A 22,321-nucleotide genomic window follows, 5' to 3' on the forward strand; every position below is an offset into this window, starting at 1 on the left:
TCGCCTTGCTACGCGCGAGCTCGGCCGGGTCAGGCATGCTTAACCCGCAAAGTCAGCGGCGCGCTCCGGCCATTCATCGGGCACGATAAATCCGCGCGAGTGTTCGCGCCAGATATCGCGGGTCGCGCGCCCGGAGTAATCGGAACCTTCACAACGTTCGTAACGCGCGACCATGATCGGCGACGGCAGTGCTGCGACTCGCTCGGACAACACCGCCGTCTGTTCGAGCAGCGCTTCACCCTCTTCTGCCGATAACGTTCGCTCTGCCATCCATCCCAATCTCGGCAGCGAAGCGAACAGTCCGTCTCCCTTCGAATCGCGCCACTCCGACGCCGTTTTCCACCAGCCGCGCAGATGGTCCCCGGCTAGTTCGAGCGGAAGATTCGACCCGAGACTACGATCGCCGTCGCGATAAAACAAGCGCCCTTTGACGAACAACTCGGCGCGCCATGGGCCTTCGAAACCGAGTGACGCGAACTCATCGCGCGCACTTAAACCCAGTTGATGATTCAAGAGCCGCGCGTGCTTCAGGTCGAAGCGATCCTGCAGATTCGGGCCGACATAATGAGCGAGCGTAGCAGCGCCGTCACCCTCGCCGATGTGGAGATAGAACTTAACCGCGAGCTCCCAGTGCAGCCGATCGCCACGCAGGTTCTCCAGCAGGAAATCGACTTCGCCGAGCGTACGGCCTGCCGTGCGCAACGGGATGTTCGCCGCGATCAACCGTGCGTGCGGGCCATGCTTCAGGAAGTATTCGAGCAACGCTTCAGCGTAGAAGCCTAGCCGGGTCAGCGACGGTATGTGAACCCGGGTATGCAGGGCCGCGGGGTCCAGATCGAGCGCGGCGAGCCAGGCCAACGTGGTTTCGCGCTCGATCTGCGTTACGGCGGGACGCGCGAGCGGCGCGCCCGCGCGCGACGCGCTCAGCAAGTCCGGCGAGAACAGCAGCCACGCGAGATCCCGGACGGCGGGATCGTGGAAAGGCGTGATCTCGTCCGCGGCCGTCACGGGCCCTCTACTTCCTTCACCGACTTGCGATAGGTGGCCTGGGCAAGACACAGGTCGGCCCATGCCTTGGCTTTGTCGGGAAGACTGCGCAGCAGGTAGGCCGGGTGATATGTGACGATCACCGGCACGCCCTGATAGTCGTGCACCCGGCCCCGCAGCGACGCAATGCTCGCCTCCGTCTTGAGCAGGCTCTGTGCGGCAAACCGTCCAAGCGCGACGATCAACTTGGGTTTCACCAGTTCGACCTGCCGCTTTAGATAGGGCTCGCAGCGCGCGACTTCATCGAGTTCCGGATTGCGGTTGCCGGGTGGCCGGCACTTGATCACGTTCGCGATGAACACGTTGTCCTCACGCGATAACGCCACCGCGTGCAGCATGCTGTCGAGCAGCTTGCCCGCCTGGCCGACGAACGGTTCGCCCAGCTTGTCCTCGTTCTCACCCGGCGCTTCGCCGATCAGCATCCAGTCGGCGTCCCGGTCACCGACGCCGAATACCGAATTCGTGCGCCGCTCGCACAAACGGCACCGTTCGCAGACGGAGACGCGAGCGGCCAGCGTGTCCCAGTCGAGCGTCGCGATGTCGGCGGCTGTGTCGTCAATGGCTTGCGATGCAACCAGTGGTTGCGCCGGCACATCGTCGACCCACGGCAGGTCATCGAAGACAGGCGGTTCTACAGAAGCGGTCTTTGCCGGCGGTGTTTGCTCCGCATTGCGCTGGTTCGCCTGCGCGGCGGAAAGAGCGGCGTCGAGTGCTGTCAGCGTGTCGACTGGATCTGCTGTCCGGGCCACCGGCACGTGCTGCTCTTCGACCGGCATACGCGGAGCGGGACGCTGCGCCCCGGCGGCGGTTTGATCGAGCGCACTCGCCGTCGAGTCCGTCGATCGATCAGCCGCCGACACGGACGTATCAGCATCAGCCGATGCCTCCCCTCGCCTCACCCAGACCGTTCCCAGCCCGAACTCTTCCAGCATCGACTTATGCAGCGCCATCCACGGCCTCCTTTGAAAACGTCAGACGCATGACGAGTGCATCCTCGCGCGACCGGTGCCGCGCGGGGTAATAGTTTTTGCGCCGCCCAATGGTGGCAAAACCAAAGCGCTCGTAAAGCTGGATGGCGCGTGGATTCGATGGCCGCACTTCCAGCAGCACGCCGTCGAGTTTCTGATGACGCGAGATCCGTACCGCTTCGCGCAGCAACGTGAGCCCGGCACCGGCGTGTTGCGCCTGGGGCGCCACGCACAGATTCAGCAGATGCATTTCATCGACGACCGGCATCAGCACGCAATAACCCAGCAGCGTCCCTGTGACGTGGCGCAGGCACACGCCGAAATAGCCATTGCGCAGCGAATCCTGGAAATTGCCACGGGTCCAGGGGAACTCATAAGCGAGCTTCTCGATGGCGGCGACCTCATCGAGATCGGCTTCCGTCATCGGCGACAGATAACGATCCGCCATCAACACGCCGCTCACCGTAGCGGCTCCGTTGTGTGAACGACCGGCACCGCGGGGTCCGTGTGATTAGCTTGATCTTCAGCAGCGGCAGCCTTCGCGGCACGCGCGTCCATTCGTTCGGCGGTGGTCTGTGCGACCTTGTTGCGTACGTACTCCGGCTCGGCCTGATCCGGCGCGACCGCCCGGCCGGCACGCAGCGCACGCAACCCGGCGAGCGCCACGGGCAACGCGTGCGGCAGCGCATCGAAGTCGATACGGCATGCCGGGGCAGCCGGCACGGGCAACCGTTCGCCGAAAGCCGCCGCCGCGTTGCCCGCCAGCGTGAACGGCTCGTCGGGCAGAACAATGGCCTCAGGCTGATCAAGCGATGCCGCCTGCACCGTGCCCCACTCGCCCGCCGCCGTGTCCCAGCGGAAATCCGCCCAGTACGCCTCGTTCATGCGGGCGTCGAGCGCCGCCAGCACACGCGCGGCCGACGGTTCGTGCAAACGCGCGAACTCCGCGCACGCGAGCAAGGTGCCGACCGGCACCACCTGCACGCCCAAGCCGAACGCAAGCCCTTGTGCGACGCCGGTCGCCGTGCGCAAACCGGTAAACGATCCCGGCCCGGCGCCGAACGCCACTGCGGAGCAATCCGGGAGCTTCAAACCGGCTGCATTGAACAATTCGCGGATCGCGGGCAAAAGCCGCGTGCTGGAAACCGATCCCGTCAATTCATGGCTGAACCAGACGCTGACTTCGCCAGCAGAGTAATGAGGAGGACTTGCATGAACCACGGCCGCGGCGGTGGCCGCCGGGTCGGCAATCAGCAGCGCGACTGAACAAAATTCGGTCGAGGTATCGAGGGCGAGCAGAACAGTACGTGTCATGGCCGCTATTGTAATGCGTGACGTAACGCGTGAGCCGTGAGGCTGCGAGCGCGACGCAGAGCGCGCCTGCGCGCACCGGATAGCGCATCGCCGCAACGAAATTCTGGAAGAAACCCTCGACAATCGTGTGCGGCCGGCTTGCTATGATCGCCAGTCCTTAACCAGCACGTCAGGAGAACCCGATGAGCGAAATCAACGAACTCGACGCGCAATTTGTGCTTGCCCAGGCCGACGTCAAGGAATTGCCCGAACGTCCGGGCAACCTCACGCTGCTGCGCCTGTACGCGCTCTACAAGCAAGCGAGCCTGGGCGATGTGCAGGGCGACAAGCCGGGTTTCGCCGATATCGCCGGCAAATACAAATACGATGCGTGGAGCGCGCTCGCGGGCACACCGCAGGACGCCGCAAAGCAGCAATATATAGGGCTGGTGGAGTCGCTGAAAAGCGGTGCGTCGGCGTAAAAGCCGGGCGGCCCCAGCGGCCGCTCGAGCGCCTCACCGCGCTTTCTCGGCGGTTTCTCCAGATACACGCGGGATAGCCACGGAAAAGCGCAGCCCCACACCGGCAAACGTAAGATGAATCAAACTGTCTTAAAATCTGGCGCAGCGCAACAATTGCCGCTATACTCTTGCCTGCGCTTCACTGTGACCGGGTGAATTGGTGGTTTTAGTCGATTCATCGCACGCAGCGCGGCGCCTCGTAGCGTTTTGCTCCAATCCAGTTTAGAAACTGTCCCCTCCCTGCTAGGCCTTCTTCGGCCGATCATGCATCAGGCTGACGACAAAGCCGCCTCGGCCTGTCGAATCCGATACAGCTTCTAACGAAAAGCTCGCCTTTATTGTTGCGAGCTGCCCCCGTTTTTCGATTTGCTCGCTGCTTCTTTGCTCGCTGAATCTGACGACTTGGGTATGCCGATTGGCGCCACACGCCTTATTCCCCGTTTCAAGGATCGACATGACTTCGAGCAACACCCATAGCCCGCTGGACTCCATCGCTGCACTGGCACTCGGTGAAGACACACCCGCCGCGCCGGCAGCATCTGTTTCGCCCGCTATCCCCGCCCCTATTTCTTCAGTTGCGCCCGTCGCCGCTGCTATCGCCGTGCAGACCGGCCCGAGCTTCGAGTCGCTCGGCCTGTCGCCTGAGATCGTTGTTGCCCTGACGGCCGCCGGCTATCAAGTACCGACTCCGGTTCAGCAGCGCGCGATTCCCGCAGCGCTCGCCGGCCGCGACTTGCTGGTTTCCAGCCCGACCGGTTCGGGCAAGACCGCAGCATTCATGCTGCCGGCTATCGAACGTTTCTCGCAGCTCGAAAAGGCCAAGGCTGCCGCTCCGCGTGAGCCGCACGACCCGAATGCCCGCCCGGCCCGCCGCACCCAGCCGGTCGCTCGTCCGACCATGCTGGTCCTCACGCCGACCCGTGAACTCGCGATGCAGGTTACCGCTGCCGCGACCACGTACGGCAAGCACTTGCGCCGGTTGCGCACGGTCAGCATTCTCGGCGGTGTTGCGTATGGCCAGCAATTGATGCTGCTCGCGAAGAACCCGGAAATCCTGGTTGCTACGCCGGGCCGTCTGCTGGACCATCTGGAACGCGGCCGTATTGACCTGTCGCAACTGCAAATGCTCGTGCTCGACGAAGCCGACCGCATGCTGGACATGGGTTTCATCGACGACATCGAAACCATTGTTGCTGCTACCCCCGCTTCGCGTCAGACGCTGCTGTTCTCGGCAACCATCGACGGCAAGATCAGCTCGCTGACCGGCCGCCTGTTGAAGAACCCGGAACGCATCGAAATCATTCAAAAGCTCGAAGCGCAGAACAACATCGCGCAAACCGTGCATTACGTCGACGACCGCGATCACAAGGATCGTCTGCTCGACCATCTGTTGCGCGACGCCGGCCTGGATCAGGCTATCGTCTTCACGGCGACCAAGAACGACGCTGACCAACTGGCTATCCGTTTGTCGGACGCTGGTTTTGAATCGGCAGCACTGCACGGCGATCTGCCGCAAGGCGCGCGTAACCGCACGATTCGTGCACTGCGCGAGCGCAAAGTGCGCGTGCTGGTTGCAACCGACGTTGCCGCTCGCGGCATCGACATTCCCGGCATCACGCACGTGTTCAACTACGATCTGCCGAAATTCGCGGAAGACTACGTTCACCGTATCGGTCGTACGGGCCGTGCTGGCCGTACGGGTACGGCAATCAGCCTCGTGCACCACGCCGAGCAAGGCGCGCTGAAGCGCATCGAGCGTTTCGTGCGCGTACCGCTGAATGTGAGCGTGATCGTTGGCTTTGAACCGCGTCGTTCGGCTCCGGCTGGTGGTGGCGGTGGTCGTCCTGGCTTTGGCGGCCGTGGCCGTCCGGGCGGTGGCGCTGGTGCGGGTGGCGCCGGTCGTCGCTTTGGTAGCGGCGGTGCCGGCAACGGTGGTTCGGCCAAGCCGGGCGGCTGGGGCAACAAACCGGCAAGCGCCGGTGGTGCTCGCGATTCGCGCGACGGTGGCTCGCGTGACGGCTATCGTAGCGGTGGTGGATCGCGTGACGGCGGCTCGGGCTTCGGCGGCGGTTCGCGCGACGGTTATGCAGCACGTCGCAACGACGGCCCGCGCGCTCCGCGTCGTGGCAGCTAAGTCTTATCAATAGTGCGGCGCGGCGTCTCGCGCGCCCCTAAATAAAAACCGATGCTTCGCGCATCGGTTTTTTTTCGTCCGATCCCCGTATTTCACAATGTGGAATGAGCTTTTGTGCGGCGAAATTGTTGGTGCGTGGCACAAATCAGAACATCCCAGCATGAAGAAAGGCATTTCTTAATGTGAAATTAATTCTTCAATACATTGATTTATAACGATAATTTTTATCATCGAAACACCGTAAAAGCGCTTTCTCCTCAGCCTCCACTTCCCTAGACTCTTATATAAGAGTTGAGCAACCGGAAACGTCACTGACGGCTTCAGCTTCTCGACCGGACGACCATCCATTAGTCATTAGTCAGGTAATCAAAGGAGAAACGCCATGTCGCGCCAACAACAAGCTCAGGAACTTCAGAAGCAATGGGACACGGATCCGCGCTGGAAGGGCATCAAGCGCAGCTACAGCGCCGAGGACGTCGTACGCCTGCGTGGTTCAGTGCCGGTGGAGCACACGCTGGCCAAGCGCGGCGCGGAGAAATTGTGGGCGTCGATTCATGAAGAGCCGTTCGTCAACGCGCTCGGCGCGCTGACCGGCAACCAGGCCATGCAGCAGGTCAAGGCCGGTTTGAAGGCGATCTATTTGTCCGGTTGGCAAGTGGCCGGCGACGCCAACGTCGCGGGCGAAATGTATCCGGATCAATCGCTGTATCCGGCCAATTCGGTGCCGCTGGTCGTCAAGCGCATCAACAACACGCTGACGCGCGCTGATCAGATCCAGTGGTCGGAAGGCAAGAATCCGGGCGATGAAGGGTATCTCGACTTCTTCCAGCCGATCGTGGCGGACGCTGAAGCCGGTTTCGGCGGCGTGCTGAACGCGTTCGAACTGATGAAGGCGATGATCGAAGCCGGCGCCGCGGGCGTGCACTTCGAGGATCAGCTGGCATCGGTGAAAAAATGTGGGCACATGGGCGGCAAGGTGCTGGTGCCGACGCGTGAAAACGTCGCGAAACTCACGGCTGCGCGTCTCGCTGCCGACGTTTCGGGCACGCGCACCATCCTGCTTGCGCGGACGGACGCGGAAGCGGCGGATCTGGTGACGTCCGACGTGGATGAAAACGACCGGCCGTTCCTCACCGGCGAGCGCACCGTGGAAGGTTTCTTCCGCACGAAGCCGGGCCTGGAGCAAGCAGTCTCACGCGGACTCGCCTACGCGCCGTATGCCGACATGATCTGGTGCGAAACCGGCAAGCCGGACCTGGAATACGCGAAGAAGTTTGCCGAAGCGATCCATCGTGAATTCCCGGGCAAGCTGCTTTCGTACAACTGCTCGCCGTCGTTCAACTGGAAGAAGAACCTGGACGATGCGACCATCGCCAAATTCCAGAAAGAGCTCGGCGCGATGGGCTACAAGTTCCAGTTCATCACGCTGGCCGGCTTCCATGCGCTGAATTACTCGATGTTCAACCTGGCTCACGGCTACGCGCGCAATCAGATGAGTGCGTTCGTCGAGATGCAGGAAGCGGAGTTCGCCGCGGCTGAGAAGGGTTTCACTGCAGTGAAGCATCAGCGTGAAGTGGGAACGGGATACTTCGATGCAGTGACGCAAGCGGTTGAAAAAGATGCGTCGACAACCGCGTTGCACGGCTCGACCGAAGATGAACAGTTCTTCGAGAAGAAAGTCGCTTAATCTCGCCAAGGTAACCGGGTAGGTCGTAAAAAAAGCACGCGGCTTAAAGACCGCGTGCTTTTTTATTGCTTGCACATCAGCAACATCAGAGTTCGTTTCCAGAATGGCATGCGCGGGTTCTGCTTTGCGGTATGCGCACTCACCCACGGAACCCTGAAAACCTACCGGTAAACAATCACCGGAATCTTGGTGTGAGTCAGTACCCGCTGGGTCTCGCTACCAATCAGCAAACTGCCTAAACCCCTTCTCCCGTGCGATGCCATGAAAATCACATCGCAGCCATCGCGCTCGGCAATATCGATAATGCCGATATAAGGCGCAGACTCCACGCTGGTGACGGAATTGCAGGAAACACCCACAGCGGCAGCCGCCTTTTCGACCGCGCCGAGATGCTCCCGCGCTTCCCGTTCGGCGCGCTCGTGAAAATCCCCAGGCGGCTCGACGGCGACATCGGCGAAAGGCGAATACGGATAGAGCGGCAAGCAGGCATAAGCCGTAATCCGTGCCCCCACCGACTGGGCTAGATCGATCGCGCCATCAATGGCTTTCTGCGAAAGAACCGATCCGTCCGTCGGAACCAGAATGTGCTTGAACATGGTCGACTCCTCGGCAGTGGCCATCGTGCACTTTCATTGTAGTAACTGGATCAGGGCAAGCGGCCTGTAATTCAACCCCAATAACCGGGCGCCCCGAACGTATGTTTCAGCAGATCGAGAAACAACCGGACTCTGAGCGGTAAATGCCGGCGCTGCGGAAACACGGCATGGATCCCGATAGGCGGTGCCGCGAACGCTTCAAGCACGCTGACAAGACGACCATGGACGATGTCATCCCCTACTTCCCACCATGAGCGCCATGCGAGCCCGTACCCCGCGAGACACCACTCGTGCAGCACGGCGCCGTCGGAGCACTCCATCGTCCCGGATACGCGCATCTGGACGATCCTGCCGTCCTTCTGGAACACCCAGCCGCGCTGCTGATTCGAGCTCGCGCCAAGCGGCAGGCAGTTGTGCTGCGCGAGCGCGTCGAGGTCGAGGGGCGCGCCGCGCACGCGCAAATATTCCGGCGACGCCACGCAAACCCGCCGGTTCTCACCCAGCTTTAGGGACACCAGCGACGAATCGGGCAACTCGCCAAGCCGCACGGCGCAATCGAACCCTTCGTTGACCAGGTCGACCATGCGATCCGTGAGGTCGAGCGTGATGGACACATCCGGGTGCATCGAGGTGAAAACGGGGACGAGCGCAGCAACGTGGCGCCGCCCGAACCCCGCAGGCGCCGACACCCGCAAGTGCCCGCTCGCCTTCACCCCGCCCGCCGATACGCTCGCCTCGGCACTCTGCATGTCATGAATGACCCGCTGGCAATCCTCCAGGAATGCTGATCCTTCGAACGTGAGCGTCAGCCGGCGCGTGGTGCGCACAAGCAGCTTCACCCCGAGCCGTTCTTCAAGCGCGTCCAAGCGCCGGCCGATCACGGCAGGCGCAACGCCCTCGGCCTGCGCCGCCGCGGACAGGCTTCCCTTCGCGACGACCGCCACGAACGTTTCTATTTGCTTGAAGCGATCCATATGCGCGCTTGTTCGGATGACAGGGCGCCCAGATTAGGTGTGAAAAAGTCAAAGATCAAGTGATCCGTATGTATCTTCCGGTCATTTCAACGCACTAATAGAATGATTGGAGACCTACTTACGGAGCGCCAGCCATGTCACAGACATCGATTTCGCCTCCTCGCGCAGTCATCTTCGATGCCTACGGCACGCTGTTCGACGTGCACTCGGTCGTGGCGGCCGCCGAGCAGCTGTTCCCCGGCCACGGCGATGCGCTCTCGCAGTTGTGGCGCCAAAAACAGATCGAATACACGCAATTGCGCACGCTTTCCGACCCCACCGGCGCCCGATATGAGCCGTTCTGGGCGATCACGCTCGACGCGCTGCGCTTCGCCGCGACGCGCCTGAAACTGGAACATGCGCTAACCCCGGCCGCGGAAAAGCGCCTGATGGACGAATACGCTTGCCTCGCGGCATTCCCCGACACCGTCGCGGCACTCAAGCGCCTGCGCAAACGGGGAGATCTGACACTCGCCATCCTGTCGAACGGTAATCCGCAGATGCTGGACATCGCGGTGAAAAGCGCCGGCATGTCGGGACTCTTCGATCACGTCCTCTCAGTAGACGCCGTACGCGCCTACAAACCCGCCCCCGCTGCCTACGCACTCGGGACGCAAGCTATCGGCGTGGGGGCCCCGGAAATCGTGTTTGTATCGTCGAATGGCTGGGACGTGACGGGCGCAACATGGTTTGGCTACACCACTTTCTGGCTTAACCGCATGGCAATGCCGGCGGAACAACTCGGCGTCCTGCCGCGTGGCATCGGACGCGATATGGCCGATCTGCTTGCTTTCATCGATGCCGGCTGTCCGCAGCACCAGCACACCGCGCCGTTCGATCTTTCCAACCGCATGCGCCGCAACCCGGGCGGCTAGCCGGTTTCATCCGATTCACCAAGCACGCAAAACCGTCTGACCGACCAAGGAGATGTAGAACATGGCGAACCCGCTGACCCACGTGCCGCAGGGCATGACCATCACGGCTGAAATCAAGCCCGGCTACGAGACCATCCTGACGCCTGAGGCGCTTGAACTGGTCGCAACGCTGCATCGCGCATTCGAGCCGCGTCGCCAAGCTTTGCTCAAGGCACGCGCCGAACGCACGAAACGGCTGGATGCAGGCGAACGCCCGAATTTCCTGAGTGAAACGCAATCCATCCGCGATGCCGACTGGACGATCGCACCCTTGCCGAAGGCGCTGGAATGCCGCCGGGTTGAAATCACCGGACCGGTCGAACGCAAGATGATCATCAATGCGCTGAACTCCGGCGCGGATGCCTACATGACGGACTTCGAGGATTCGAACACACCGAACTGGGACAATCAGCTAACCGGTCATATCAACCTGAAGGAAGCGGTACGCGGCACGATCTCGCTTGAGCAGAACGGCAAGTCGTACAAGCTCAACGATAAAACCGCGACGCTGATCGTGCGTCCGCGCGGCTGGCATCTGGATGAAAAACACGTGACGGTGGATGGTCAGCGTGTCTCGGGCGGCATCTTCGACTTCGCGCTGTTCCTGTTCCACAACGCGAAGGAGCAACTGGCTCGCGGCGCAGGTCCTTACTTCTATCTGCCGAAGCTGGAAAGCCATCTCGAAGCGCGCCTGTGGAACGAGATTTTCGTGGCGGCGCAGGAGATTGTGGGCGTACCGCGTGGCTCGATTCGCGCGACCGTGCTGATCGAAACCATCCTCGCCGCGTTCGAAATGGACGAGATCCTGTACGAGTTGCGCGAGCATTCGTCGGGGCTCAACGCCGGCCGTTGGGACTACATCTTTTCGGCAATCAAGAAGTTCAAGAACGACGCCAATTTCTGCCTCGCCGATCGCGCGAAGATCACGATGACCGTGCCGTTCATGCGCGCCTATGCGCTGCAATTGCTGAAGACCTGTCATCGGCGCCAGGCGCCGGCTATTGGCGGCATGAGTGCGTTGATTCCGATCAAGAACGATCCGCAAGCCAACGACACAGCCATGGGCGGCGTGCGTTCGGACAAGGCGCGTGATGCAGGCGACGGTTACGACGGCGGCTGGGTTGCGCATCCGGGCCTCGTGCCGATCGCAATGGAAGAGTTCGTGAAAGTGCTCGGTGACAAGCCGAACCAGATCGCGAAGCAACGCGAAGATGTGCTGGTTGCAGTTGCCGACCTGCTCGATTTCCGTCCTGAAGCTCCGATCACTGAAGGCGGCGTACGCGGCAATATCAACGTGGGGATCCACTATCTTGGATCGTGGCTCGCGGGCAATGGCTGCGTGCCGATCCACAACCTGATGGAAGATGCGGCGACGGCGGAAATTTCGCGCTCTCAAGTCTGGCAATGGATTCGCTCGCCGAAAGGCAAACTCGACGATGGCCGCAAAGTAACGGCCGAGATGGTCCGCGCCTTCACTCAGGAAGAGCTGGTCAAGGTGAAGCAAGTCGTATCCGGAGACACCGCACCGTACGATCGGGCCGCAACGATTTTCGAAGCGATGTCGACATCGGATACGTTCGCGGAGTTCTTGACGTTACCGCTTTACGAAGAGATTTAAGACTTATCGCTGGTCTTCGATAAAAAGAAAGCCGCTCTGGAATTTCAGGGCGGCTTTTTTATCGCCGTTGAACAATCACTGCCTCGATTGTCGATAAACCACCCAGTCGCCGTTATCGATACGCGGCAAACCCTCCACCGCCTCTTCGCCGACCAGATAAACCAGACAATCGATAACCTGCGCGCGGCCGTCTATGCGAGCCGTTACCGCCAACCGTTCGCTGCGGTACAAGCCGATGACACCCGGCACTACCTCTTCGATTTTATCGAGCACGGGCACGAGTGTTTCATCAATTCGATAGATATCGCCACGCACCGGCCCCGCTGCGGAATCGAGCACCAGTCCGGGATAAGCGTTGAAGTCGTACAGCCGTCCATTGATATGACCCGGGCCGATCAGCGCCGGCCCGGCAATCCCATGACGCTCTGCCGCCAGGCGAATGTCGTTGCTCTCGCCCGCTCGCAGCGTGCCGTAGACGAATACGTGTTGCATGCGTTCCATTCCTTCCTTGAAGATACAACGCGCATTATGCCAAGCGCATGAAGCCGCCTTTATGTCACGACTGCACAGCAAGCGAAACACGTCCGGCGCCCGGTTTCACAGCCAAGCCCACTCGATGCCTTTAATATCACGGTGGAGGAGCGTTTAAAAACCATGTTCACGCCCATCGATCAACCGCTGCAGCCGCTGCAACCTGAAGAAGTCGAGCACCTCGACATTCCGGCGGAGTCGTCGCCAACGCTTGCGCACCCCATCCGCGTGCGTTCGCGGCCCGTGCCGGCTGGTGTCAGGATCGCGCGGCACACGCACGCGTGGGCGCAGGTCGCGTGCACGACGCGGGGCGTATTGCGGATCGCAGCCGAGGGGTCGACGTGGATGGTGCCGCCATCGCGGGCCATCTGGGTCCCGCCGAACGTGACGCATGAAGTGGTGATCGTGGAGGACGCGTTTCTGCGGACGCTGTATATAGACGCGAGCGTGGTGCCGCCGGGACTGGACGCATGCCGCGTGGTCGAAGTGTCGCCGCTGTTGCGCGAGGTGGCGGTTGCGCTGGACGATCTCACCATTTCACGCGAACGCGAGCGGCTGCTCGGCACGCTCGCCCTCGATGAAATCACGCGCTCGCGGCCGCTGCCCCTCTCGATCCCGATGCCCACCGACAAACGCCTGCTGGCACTATGCGAAGCCGTTCTCGCCGACCCTGCTTCCGCGGATTCGCTCGAGCACTGGGCAACGCTCGCCGGCGCAAGCACCCGCACCATCGCGCGTTTGTTCCGGCGTGAACTCGGCGTGAGTTTTTCGCAATGGCGTCAGCAGGCAGTGCTGGCGCGCGCGATTCCGTTATTGAGCCAGGGACGACCGCTTGCACAAGTGGCGTTGCTGCTTGGCTACCAAAGCCAAAGCGCCTTTTCCGCGATGTTCAGACGTGCGTTTGGTGAGAGCCCGCGAGCATTTTTTGTCCGCGACGGCGAGCCGAGAGATGATAGTCATACCGCCGCACCCGGTGAGCGCTAAGGTGCTAAACGCCGCGCACCATATGCCGGATTGCGCCGAATTGTGCGAGTCGCGAACCCGCGGTTTTATAACCCATGCGGATATAGAGGCGGGCAGCAGGGTTATCGACGAATACGCGCAGCTGCGTCTCGGTTAATCCGCGTGCGCGCGCCCAGCGATGTGCGGTATCGAGTAGAAATGTTCCCGCGCCCGTCCGGCGCCAACCCTCCACCACTTGTACGTCACGGATGTGCAGCGACTGGTCCTCTTCCGTCACGCGCATCACACCAATGGCCTGGCCATCGCACTCGAGTATGAAGTTTTCCGACTCCCGCCAGCTACCCAGGAAAAGATCGCTGCGCCACACGAGATTGTGGCGGCGGTAGTAGCCGTTCATGTTGTTGCGCGTAAGCGCCTCGGCGAACGAAAAATCGTCCATCGACGCCAGGCGCAACTGAAACGGCGAGAGAGCTTCGGTGGGATCGAGCATTGCGCGATGAAAGCCGGAATCAAGTCATCAACACTAAGTCAGCCGGAGCGCGCTGGCAATGGAGAGTTTTACGAGCGTGTACGTTCGATGGCACGCACGCCACACGTTCAACAGAATGCAACGGGATGGCGGGCCGGAGGAACCGCGGAGGAAGTCGGGAAAAGAAAGAGGGACGAAACGCGACGCACAAAAACGTGGACGAAAAAAATCCAGCTTAAGCTGGATTTTCTTTTACAACTTGTTGGCGGAGCGGACGGGACTCGAACCCGCGACCCCCGGCGTGACAGGCCGGTATTCTAACCAACTGAACTACCGCTCCACTTCTTTCCATCAGTTCGTGAGGTTGGTTGGCTCATCAAACTTGCAGCGCTTCTGGCAGCCGCCGATGTTTTGGCGTCCCCAAGGGGATTCGAACCCCTGTACTCACCGTGAAAGGGTGATGTCCTAGGCCTCTAGACGATGGGGACATAAACTTTTCAGTTAATGTCTTTTACTCTTTTCGCTTAAAGCCTGACTGGCTTCTGATTAACTTCGATTAATACTTTCTTAATCGCTTGAATCTTGCTTGATACTTATTAATCAGTTTCTTGTCAGTCAGCAGCGAAGAACGACATTATAAACAGCTTTGTGATTCTTGTGAAGCTTTTTTTCCGATGCTCTGGCGCTTTAAAAAGCTTCGTTTCCGTTCTGTGGTGGAGGTAAGCGGGATCGAACCGCTGACCTCTTGCATGCCATGCAAGCGCTCTCCCAGCTGAGCTATACCCCCCTTGCAGAACAGAAACGAGATTCTAAAGGGCACTTTTGAAGTTGTAAATACCTTTTAGCCCAGCATCTGAAAATAGTTCGTCCTCAGGGTGCGAACTCGGGGCGCAAACCGGACACCGTTCCCACCGATGCCGATGCTCCGCTCTCCACTCCCGTTCGTTCTTCAGGCAATACCCTTGTCGAGCCGGGACAGCACGGTCTCGCGTCCGAACAGCATCAGCACGGCGTCGATAGACGGTGTGTGCGTGGTCCCCGCCACAAGCAAGCGCACCGGCATGGCGAGATGCGGCATCTTGAGCTTGTGGCTCGTGAGCGTGGCCTTGAACGCCGCCGAGATCGCTTCCTTGCTCCACTCCACTTCGCTCAGCGCCTGGCGCAAGTCGACGAGCGCGGGACGCACGGTTTCAGTGACATGCTGCGTGAGCGCAGCGGGATCGATCACGGGCTCCTGGTAAAACATGGCGGCGTTATCGGCAATTTCCTTGACCGTCGAGGCGCGGTCCTTCAGCAAACCGATCACGAGCTCGAGCGGCGGCCCTTGCTCGATCATGGCGGCGTCGATACCCAGCTCGGCCAGAAAAGGCTTCGTGAGCGTTTCGAGCCGTGCGTTATCGGCTTCCTTGATGTAGTGCGCGTTCAGCCAGTTCAGCCGGTCCGGATCGTATTGCGCCGGCGACTTGCCCAGATGATCCAAATCGAACCATTCGACGAACTGTTCGCGCGAGAAAATCTCCGCATCGCCATGCGACCAGCCGAGCCGCGCCAGATAGTTCAGGACCGCTTCCGGCAGATAACCGCTATCGCGATAACCCATCACGCTCATTGCGCCATGGCGCTTGCTCATCTTCTCGCCCTGCTCGTTGAGCACGGTCGGCAAGTGCGCGTACACCGGCACTTCACCGCCCAGCGCGCACAGGATGTTGATCTGACGCGGCGTGTTGTTCACGTGGTCGTCGCCGCGGATCACGTGGGTGATCTTCATGTCGAGGTCGTCCACGACCACACAGAAGTTATAGGTGGGCGTACCGTCCGGGCGCGCGATCACGAGGTCGTCGAGCTCGTCGTTCGAGATTTCGATCGTGCCCTTCACCGCGTCGTCCCAGCTCACTACGCCACCCAGCGGATTGCGAAAACGAATGACCGGCGACACACCTTCGGGAATGGGCGGCAACACCTTGCCCTCTTCCGGGCGCCACGTGCCGTCGTAACGCGGCTTTTCATTGGCCGCTCGCTGGCGCTCACGCAAAGCGTCGAGTTCTTCCGTCGACATGTAGCAGTGGTAGGCCAGGCCCTGGTCGAGCATCTGCTTCAGCACTTCGCGATAGCGGTCCATGCGCTGCATCTGGTAGATGGGGCCTTCGTCGTACTCGAGGCCGAGCCATTCCATGCCTTCAAGGATGGCGTCGACGGATGCGTCGGTCGAGCGCTCCAGGTCGGTATCCTCGATGCGCAACACGAAAACACCCTTCATCTTGCGCGCGAACGCCCACGGATAAAGCGCGGAGCGAATGTTGCCGAGGTGGATGAAGCCTGTCGGGCTGGGAGCGAAACGGGTACGGACTTGGGTCATGTGCGGTGTGCTCGATAGCTCAAATGCGCGTGCCGGCACGGGAGGAGCCAGGCAAGCGATACATCGGGGACCGGCTTCGGCGCGTCTTCTGGACGAACGTCGCGAGCGGTCGAAACGAGTGTGAATTATACCCGCCAGCGCTTTTGGCCCGCTTTCCCAGCCCATCATGTTTTATCATGTGCGCCGTCACTGGATGGCTTGACCAAGCGGCTAACCAGCCTGCATGGACGGCCCCCACGCTCCACGCTCGTCCTCGTTGCATCGCAGGAGAACTCCTTGAAAACATCGTCGTCCCCGCTTTCGTCGCTGCCCCAATTGTCGCGGCGCGCGTTTTCTCTCGGCTGCGCATCGGCCGTACTCACGGCCTGCACCACGACGACAAGCTCCACCACCGCCGTCACGCCGGCCGCGCCGACAACACCGGCCGCGAGCACACCCCAGCGGCCTGTGCGGATCGGCCTGGCACTGGGCGGCGGTGCGGCGCGCGGGTTTGCGCACGTCGGTGTGATCAAGGCGCTCGAAGCGCGCAACCTGAACGTGGACCTGCTGAGCGGTACGAGCGCGGGGTCGGTGATCGCGGCGTTATCGGCGTCAGGCATGAGCGGTATTGCCATCAACAAGCTCGCGCTGACCATGGACGAAGCGTCGATCAGCGACTGGGCAATGCCGTTCCGCACACGCGGCTTCCTGCAAGGCGTCGCGCTGCAGAATTATCTGAACAAGACCCTCGATAACCGGCCAATCGAGAAGATGGTAAAACCGCTCGGCATTGTTGCGACGGACCTGAAAACCGGCCAGCCGATCCTGTTCCAGCGCGGTAATACCGGCATTGCCGTGCGCGCGTCGTGCAGCGTGCCGTCCATCTTCGAGCCCGTGAAGATCGGCGGCCACGAGTACGTGGATGGCGGCCTGGTGAGCCCGGTGCCGGCGTCGTTCGCACGCAAGATGGGCGCGGATTTTGTGATCGCGGTGGATATTTCGGCGCGTCCCGAGACAGGGTTGACGCAAAGCTCGTTCGACGTGCTGATGCAGACCTTCACGATCATGGGCCAGACCATCAAGGCGTACGAACTCGATAAATACGCCGACTTCGTCATCCGCCCAAACCTTGCCGCCATGAGCGGCAGCGACTTCGGTCAGCGCAATGCAGCCATTCTCGCCGGCGAGGAAGCGGTCGCCAAGATCTGGCCGGAACTGCAACGGCAAATGGCGGCGAAAGGCGCTACCGTTTGATCAGACGGTAGCGCTTCCTGCCCTCGCAAAACCGGGCTTAGCGCAACGCCTTGACGTTCGCTGCGGTTACATCGCCCGGCTGGCCGCCCCAGCCTGAACGCAGGTAGTTGGCCAGATTCGCGAGTTCGTCGTCGCTAAGCGTGGTGGCAAATCCCGGCATTGCCTGCATGCTCTCCGTACCCGCGAATTCGGCGGCGTCCATGCCATCGAGCATTGCGACGATCAGGTTGTGCGGATCGGGCTGGCGCAGCGTCGAACTCCCTTGCATCGATACCGCCACGTGAGGTTTGCCCTCCCCCTCGCGTCCATGACACCCCGCACACACGGCAACATAGCTTGTCCGCCCGGCCGCCACTTGCGCGGCATCGGAGGAACCCGGTTGCACCGGCGTGGGCGGAGGCGGCGCATCGCCGAGCATATAGGTCGACAGCGCGCGCAAATCGCCCGGGCTCAGGTACTGGGTGCTCAGCATCACCACCGGATGCATCTCGCCGAACGCCGGGCCCTGCCGGCTGATTCCCGTTGCGAAGAATGTCTGCAAGTCGGCGCCGGTCCAGCCACGCGCGGCCAACCCAGCGGGCGTGATATCCGGTGGCTCGACACGGCCGAGCGTCGAACCCTGCAGCGCCTTCGCGCCGTTCATCTGCTCGAACACCCCACGCGGCGTGTGGCATTCGGCACAGTGACCCAGCGCATTGGCAAGATAGCGTCCGCGGTTCCAGTCGGCCGAACTCCCCACCGACGCATCCGGCAACGTGTCCTTGAGGAACAGCATGTTCCAGAACATCACCGCAGCCCTCACGTTGAACGGGAACTTCAAATCGGGCTCGTGGTTCGGTACAGCGGCCGGCTTCTGCGCCATCAGGTATGCATAGATGGCGTCGCTGTCTGCGCGGGACATCGACCGGTAAGACGTGTAGGGCATCGCCGGGTAGAGCTGCTTGTCAGGCGCCACGCCATCGTGCAGGGTCTTGTAGAACTGCGCAGCGCTCCACTTGCCGATGCCATGCACCGGGTCAGGCGTGATGTTCGTACCATAGAAGCTACCGAAGGGCGACGCGAGCTTCACGCCGCCGGCAAACGGTGCGCCGCCGGTAATCGTGTGACAGGCGGCGCAATCGGCCGCCTTTGCAAGATAACGGCCGCGGGCGATCTGCTCGGCGGCCGAATCATGCGTGGAAGCCACCGGTTCATCAGGGCGTTCGCTGCAAGCCGACAGCGCGGCGGCGCATAGCGCAAGCGCGCCAAGGCGAAGTGAAATTGCCAGGTTCATGCGGAATCCTTAACAAGTCCGGGCGTACTCAGCACAACGTCCCTGACTGCCTCGTAGTAGCGCACGTAGCCGGTGCAGCGGCAGATGTGATCATCAAGCGCTTTCGTGATCTCGTGCTCCACCCGTTCTTTGGCAATCGGCTCGCGCTTCAGCCGCTCGATCAACACCGTCGCCGCATTGACGAATCCCGGCGTGCAGTAGCCGCACTGGAAACTGAAGTGTTCGAGGAATTTCTGCTGCACCGGCGAGAGTTCCACCACCTCGCCCTGCTCATTGCGTTTGGCGTGGCCTTCAATGGTCCGCACCTTTTTACCATCGAAGAAATGCGCGCCCGTGATACACGTGCGCACTTCTTCGCTCGACCCGTCAGGCTTGTCGAGAATCACCACGCAGGCGTGGCAGACGCCCTGCCCGCAGCCCAGCCGCGAGCCGGTCAGGCCCACGTACTCATGCAGGAAGTCGATCATCATGAGCCCGTCAGGGGTCTGGATCGGACCCGTGGCGATACCGTTGATCGTCAGCGAAATGGGCTTCATCCGGATCAGGGGCAGGTGCAACGCCTCGCGCGTGAGCGGCGTAGGAGTGGTGGGGTTGGCAGCGGTCATGCGAGCGCCTCCTGAATGTTTTGCGGTGTTACGGGCAAGTCGTTGAAACGATGCCCGATGGCATGAGCGATACCGTTGACGATGGCGCCGACGACCGGAATCATCACCACCTCTGCAATGCCCTTTGGCGGATCGGTCTCGGACAACGGCGGCAGCACTTCGCCGGTCTGGGCCCAGACGGCGACATCGCTTGCACGCGGCAGGTGATAGCGGTTGAAGTTCCAGGTGCCGTTGCCGGGACCGTCTTCGTAGAGCGGCAGGTATTCATGCAGCGCGTGTCCAATGCCCATCGCCAGGCCGCCTTGCAACTGGCCTGAGACGAGCTGCGGCGACAGCATGTTGCCGCACTCCATGATCGAGTGATGCGAGAGCAGGCTGACGTGGCCGCTGGCTTCGTTCACCGCGAGTCCGACCAGTGTTCCAACCGCGCTGTAGTAGGTGACCGCGGCGTTGTTACGGCTGACCGGAGCAATGAACACACGTTTGCGATCGAGGGCGCGATAAACGGGCGGGACGGGTGCAGCGCCTGACCTGGCTCCGGCCTTGCCCGCGCCGAGAAGCAGCGACAGGCCGTCGACGGGCAAACGCTCCGTCACGCCATCAATGTCGAATTCCGCTTCGCTCCACTGCCACCGATTGAACACGTGGACGACCGCGCCCGTGACGAGCCCCAGGTCATGCGCTTTGCTCGCGAGTTGTTCGAGCGGCAACGGTTCCAGACCTGCCACCGTCAGCTTGCCTTCCACCCAGCGCGCTTCTTCACGACGCACGACGAGCGGCGCCGCCTGACCGCCGCCTATGCCGCCGCTCCATATCGCCATCGCGGCCGGCCACAAGCCGTGCGTGAAGACCACGCGTGCCGCTTCATGCGTGCTATGCGTGAAGTAGAAAGCCGAATTCGTCGCACTCGCGGGCGATATCAACCCCGGCGACCAGCGCGGATTCGCCGACAGCTTGTCCTGCTCGCCCTGCGACATCATGTACGGGTCGCCGCTGGTCACGATCGGCAACTCGGGCCAGTCGATAATCGCCATGCGCACCTCGGCGGCCGGCTTGCCGAGCCATTTCGCGCACGCGATTGCTTGGGATGTCGACACGCCCGTCCCAATCTCGGCGCCCGTATGATGCAAGGTGATCTTGCCGTCTGCCGCGATTTCAACCTTGGCGAACGACGACTCCGCACCCGTGCCGAAGTCCTTCTGGGTGCACGCGAAGCCCACCCCATAGCGGTTGCCCGGATGCGTCAGCTCATACTCCGCTTTCTTCTGCGCGCGCCCGGTCCACAGAGGGTGAACCTTGGCTTTCTGCAGAACTTCATCAACCCGAATTGCACCCGCGGGAATCGCGCCCTGGGTATTTTCATGCCGGAACGCAGCGCGTTCTTCAACCGCAGGTCGATCGCATCGAGCCCAAGCTGCGTTGCCATTTCATCAATCAGCATCTCCGTCGCAGCCATGGTCTGCAGCGTGCCGTAGCCGCGGGCCGACCCGGCGTCGATGGCACGCGAGGCGATCGCCACGCCCGTCAGGTCGCTCTTCGGGAAGTAGTAGATCGACTGCGCGGCGGATGCCCCACCATGGCCACCGATGGCGAGAAGTTGCAGCGCCCGCCGCCGTCGACTTCGAACTCAACCTTGAACGACTGCAGAGGGTTGGTTTTCTTATCAATCCCGATTCGATAACGCATCTTCGATGCATGGCGTTTTATCGATGTCTGGAATTGCTCATAGCGGTCAAATGCAAGCCGTACCGGCCGGCCGTCGCCATACATGGCCGCGACGAGTCCGTAGAACGGAACCGTGAAGTGATCCTTCGATCCGTAGCCGACCGTATAGACCGGATGCACGAACAGGTTCTTCACCGGGAAGCGGCTCTTTGCCGCCATGCCGGCAGCGCTCTCGGCGACCTCGTGCGGACCTTGTGTCGGCACGACCATGTGCAGCGATTGCGTCGTAACGTCGTACCAGCAGTTCGTGTTGTCGGGTTCGAGCGCGGCGGTATCGATGGATTGCGTGCTGTAGTTGCGTTCCAGCACCAGCCAGTCCGCAGGCGGATGATCGAGTTCGCCCTGCATGCCTTGCGCGTAGAACATTCCCTGCTCGTCGAGCTTGCCGTCCTGCCGTCCCGCCGCCCACACAGGCTCGTGCTTGCGCATCGCGCTTGGGAACAGCATGGTGTCCTTCAGGCTCGAGAACGTGTCCTCGTCATACGCCGTCGATCCACCCACACGCACAAAACGGAACGTGCCCCACGGATCGCGTTGCAGCGGCCCGGTCTTCTCGCCGTAGCGGATGATTTCATCGCGGAACTGAAGCTTGTCTTTGGCAAACCGGAAGCGCGCGAAATCGCGATAGATGAGCATGGCCACGGCCTGGCCAAGATACGCAGGTGTCTTGCCCGGCGGCAGCAGCATGTCGTCGCCATAGAAGGCGGGGAAAGCAAGACCGTCGCGGGCAAGTTCTGCCGCCGTGACCACCCGGTCCGGCTGAAGCTCATCGCCGAGCAAGCTCAGGTCGAAACCCTCATACGTCCTGTCGGCTTGAGTCGTGCGCAATATGAATGCGTGCGATTGCTGGTTCGGCCAGTGCGGCATGTCGGCCGCGCGCACGTCGCGCGCAAATACCTTCGAGCCGGTAACTTTCGCAATTCCGTCGATACGAAACTTCGCGCTGCCGCTGGCTGTATCCCACTGAATCGGCGTGAGGATTTTTTCTTCAAATAGCGCAGCAAATGCGCGACTGCCGAGCGGCGCAATAATGACGGTCAGTCCCGCAATTGCACTCGCCTTCAGAAAACCACGACGCGATCGGTCGAGTTCTCTCATAGTCCTCTCCTTCGGTAATCGGCTGAGTGCTTCAAGCCACGCTGTTTCGAGTTGCAGTTTTTATTTTGCATTCCGAAATGATTAATTTATTCATATAACCGCTTGATCCGGTACGAGAGGATCCGATAACCGGGTATCCCGGATCGTAATCGCACTTCGGGTTCGTCAACGTGCCAGAATTTGCACCAGCCTGTTTCAACGTTTGGCTGGCTTTTTCAGACTTTGCCTTTGAGCAAAATCCTGTTACTGCGGAGCGTTCGGTATGCCCGGGAAAGGT

Annotated in this window: 18 protein-coding genes, 3 tRNA genes and 1 pseudogene; 7 read left to right on the forward strand and 15 right to left on the reverse strand. The window is 61.2% G+C overall.

What is annotated here, in order from left to right; all coding sequences use genetic code 11:
- Positions 1 to 39 precede the first annotated feature (39 nt).
- Genes ABH944_RS39915 through tsaB form a run of 4 tightly spaced genes read right to left on the reverse strand, consistent with a single transcriptional unit; the run spans position 40 to position 3,329 of the window.
- Positions 40 to 1,008 (reverse strand): DUF1853 family protein, encoded by a 969-nt coding sequence (locus ABH944_RS39915; RefSeq protein WP_404613964.1) that lies wholly within the window; start codon positions 1,006 to 1,008, stop codon positions 40 to 42.
- Positions 1,005 to 1,997: a uracil-DNA glycosylase gene (locus tag ABH944_RS39920; RefSeq protein WP_404613962.1), complete on the reverse strand. Its 993-nt coding sequence runs from the start codon at positions 1,995 to 1,997 to the stop codon at positions 1,005 to 1,007. Before ABH944_RS39920 ends, ABH944_RS39915 begins: the two co-directional genes overlap by 4 nt.
- Positions 1,984 to 2,478: a ribosomal protein S18-alanine N-acetyltransferase gene (gene rimI, locus ABH944_RS39925; protein ID WP_404613960.1), complete on the reverse strand. Its 495-nt coding sequence runs from the start codon at positions 2,476 to 2,478 to the stop codon at positions 1,984 to 1,986. Before rimI ends, ABH944_RS39920 begins: the two co-directional genes overlap by 14 nt.
- Complete coding sequence (gene tsaB, locus ABH944_RS39930; RefSeq protein ID WP_404613958.1) at positions 2,475 to 3,329, reverse strand: tRNA (adenosine(37)-N6)-threonylcarbamoyltransferase complex dimerization subunit type 1 TsaB; 855 nt, start codon at positions 3,327 to 3,329, stop codon at positions 2,475 to 2,477. The genes rimI and tsaB overlap by 4 nt, the downstream gene beginning before the upstream one ends.
- A gap of 182 nt (positions 3,330 to 3,511) precedes the next feature.
- Here tsaB and ABH944_RS39935 point away from each other — a divergent pair, with 182 nt between their 5' ends.
- The 3 genes from ABH944_RS39935 to aceA all read left to right on the forward strand — a co-directional run bounded on the left by ABH944_RS39935 (position 3,512) and on the right by aceA (position 7,650).
- Positions 3,512 to 3,790, forward strand: coding sequence for an acyl-CoA-binding protein (locus ABH944_RS39935; RefSeq protein ID WP_404613956.1), 279 nt, complete (start codon positions 3,512 to 3,514; stop codon positions 3,788 to 3,790).
- A 493-nt stretch (positions 3,791 to 4,283) separates the two neighbouring features.
- Positions 4,284 to 5,963 carry a DEAD/DEAH box helicase gene (locus tag ABH944_RS39940; RefSeq protein ID WP_404613955.1) on the forward strand — a complete coding sequence of 560 codons (1,680 nt, stop codon included), beginning with the start codon at positions 4,284 to 4,286 and terminating at the stop codon, positions 5,961 to 5,963.
- Positions 5,964 to 6,345: 382 nt separating this feature from the next.
- The gene (aceA, locus tag ABH944_RS39945) at positions 6,346 to 7,650 is read left to right on the forward strand and encodes an isocitrate lyase (RefSeq protein WP_404613953.1); all 1,305 of its coding nucleotides are present in this window, start codon (positions 6,346 to 6,348) and stop codon (positions 7,648 to 7,650) included.
- Between the two features lie 161 nt (positions 7,651 to 7,811).
- On the opposite strand, the gene ABH944_RS39950 is transcribed toward aceA, so the two are convergent.
- Both ABH944_RS39950 and ABH944_RS39955 read right to left on the reverse strand, forming a co-directional pair.
- A complete protein-coding gene (locus ABH944_RS39950; protein WP_062090854.1) occupies positions 7,812 to 8,246 on the reverse strand; it encodes a universal stress protein in 435 nt (144 codons plus the stop codon).
- A 71-nt stretch (positions 8,247 to 8,317) separates the two neighbouring features.
- Complete coding sequence (locus ABH944_RS39955; protein ID WP_404613950.1) at positions 8,318 to 9,220, reverse strand: LysR family transcriptional regulator; 903 nt, start codon at positions 9,218 to 9,220, stop codon at positions 8,318 to 8,320.
- Between the two features lie 134 nt (positions 9,221 to 9,354).
- Here ABH944_RS39955 and ABH944_RS39960 point away from each other — a divergent pair, with 134 nt between their 5' ends.
- Complete coding sequence (locus ABH944_RS39960; protein WP_404613948.1) at positions 9,355 to 10,134, forward strand: haloacid dehalogenase type II; 780 nt, start codon at positions 9,355 to 9,357, stop codon at positions 10,132 to 10,134.
- Positions 10,135 to 10,195: 61 nt separating this feature from the next.
- Positions 10,196 to 11,791, forward strand: a complete 1,596-nt coding sequence (gene aceB / locus ABH944_RS39965) for a malate synthase A (protein ID WP_404613946.1) — start codon at positions 10,196 to 10,198, stop codon at positions 11,789 to 11,791.
- A gap of 75 nt (positions 11,792 to 11,866) precedes the next feature.
- On the opposite strand, the gene ABH944_RS39970 is transcribed toward aceB, so the two are convergent.
- A complete protein-coding gene (locus ABH944_RS39970; RefSeq protein WP_404613944.1) occupies positions 11,867 to 12,283 on the reverse strand; it encodes a gamma-glutamylcyclotransferase family protein in 417 nt (138 codons plus the stop codon).
- A gap of 162 nt (positions 12,284 to 12,445) precedes the next feature.
- Here ABH944_RS39970 and ABH944_RS39975 point away from each other — a divergent pair, with 162 nt between their 5' ends.
- The gene (locus ABH944_RS39975; RefSeq protein ID WP_404613942.1) at positions 12,446 to 13,306 is read left to right on the forward strand and encodes an AraC family transcriptional regulator; all 861 of its coding nucleotides are present in this window, start codon (positions 12,446 to 12,448) and stop codon (positions 13,304 to 13,306) included.
- A gap of 4 nt (positions 13,307 to 13,310) precedes the next feature.
- On the opposite strand, the gene ABH944_RS39980 is transcribed toward ABH944_RS39975, so the two are convergent.
- The 5 genes from ABH944_RS39980 to gltX form a co-directional block, all read right to left on the reverse strand.
- The gene (locus ABH944_RS39980) at positions 13,311 to 13,775 is read right to left on the reverse strand and encodes a GNAT family N-acetyltransferase (protein WP_097262139.1); all 465 of its coding nucleotides are present in this window, start codon (positions 13,773 to 13,775) and stop codon (positions 13,311 to 13,313) included.
- Positions 13,776 to 14,017: 242 nt separating this feature from the next.
- A tRNA-Asp gene (locus ABH944_RS39985) sits at positions 14,018 to 14,094 on the reverse strand.
- Positions 14,095 to 14,166: 72 nt separating this feature from the next.
- Positions 14,167 to 14,242: transfer RNA gene (locus ABH944_RS39990), tRNA-Glu, on the reverse strand.
- A gap of 223 nt (positions 14,243 to 14,465) precedes the next feature.
- Positions 14,466 to 14,541, reverse strand: a tRNA-Ala gene (locus ABH944_RS39995).
- Positions 14,542 to 14,703: 162 nt separating this feature from the next.
- On the reverse strand, positions 14,704 to 16,110 hold the full coding sequence (gltX, locus tag ABH944_RS40000; protein WP_404613939.1) for a glutamate--tRNA ligase: 1,407 nt from the start codon (positions 16,108 to 16,110) through the stop codon (positions 14,704 to 14,706).
- Positions 16,111 to 16,386: 276 nt separating this feature from the next.
- On the opposite strand from gltX, the gene ABH944_RS40005 reads away from it, so the two are divergent.
- A complete protein-coding gene (locus ABH944_RS40005) occupies positions 16,387 to 17,343 on the forward strand; it encodes a patatin-like phospholipase family protein (RefSeq protein ID WP_404613937.1) in 957 nt (318 codons plus the stop codon).
- 37 nt (positions 17,344 to 17,380) lie between these two features.
- Here ABH944_RS40005 and ABH944_RS40010 read toward each other — a convergent pair whose 3' ends face one another.
- The 3 genes and pseudogenes from ABH944_RS40010 to ABH944_RS40020 form a co-directional block, all read right to left on the reverse strand.
- Positions 17,381 to 18,616, reverse strand: coding sequence for a c-type cytochrome (locus ABH944_RS40010; RefSeq protein ID WP_404613935.1), 1,236 nt, complete (start codon positions 18,614 to 18,616; stop codon positions 17,381 to 17,383).
- Entirely contained in the window at positions 18,613 to 19,221 is a 609-nt protein-coding gene (locus tag ABH944_RS40015) for a (2Fe-2S)-binding protein (protein ID WP_404613933.1), read from the reverse strand. The genes ABH944_RS40010 and ABH944_RS40015 overlap by 4 nt, the downstream gene beginning before the upstream one ends.
- Positions 19,218 to 22,044 (reverse strand): annotated as a pseudogene (locus tag ABH944_RS40020) (xanthine dehydrogenase family protein molybdopterin-binding subunit). Before ABH944_RS40020 ends, ABH944_RS40015 begins: the two are co-directional and overlap by 4 nt.
- Between the last annotated feature and the right edge of the window lie 277 nt (positions 22,045 to 22,321).

Origin of the sequence: Caballeronia udeis, assembly GCF_044909315.1 — a bacterium.
In the GTDB taxonomy this organism is placed as follows: Bacteria; Pseudomonadota; Gammaproteobacteria; order Burkholderiales; family Burkholderiaceae; genus Caballeronia; species Caballeronia udeis_A.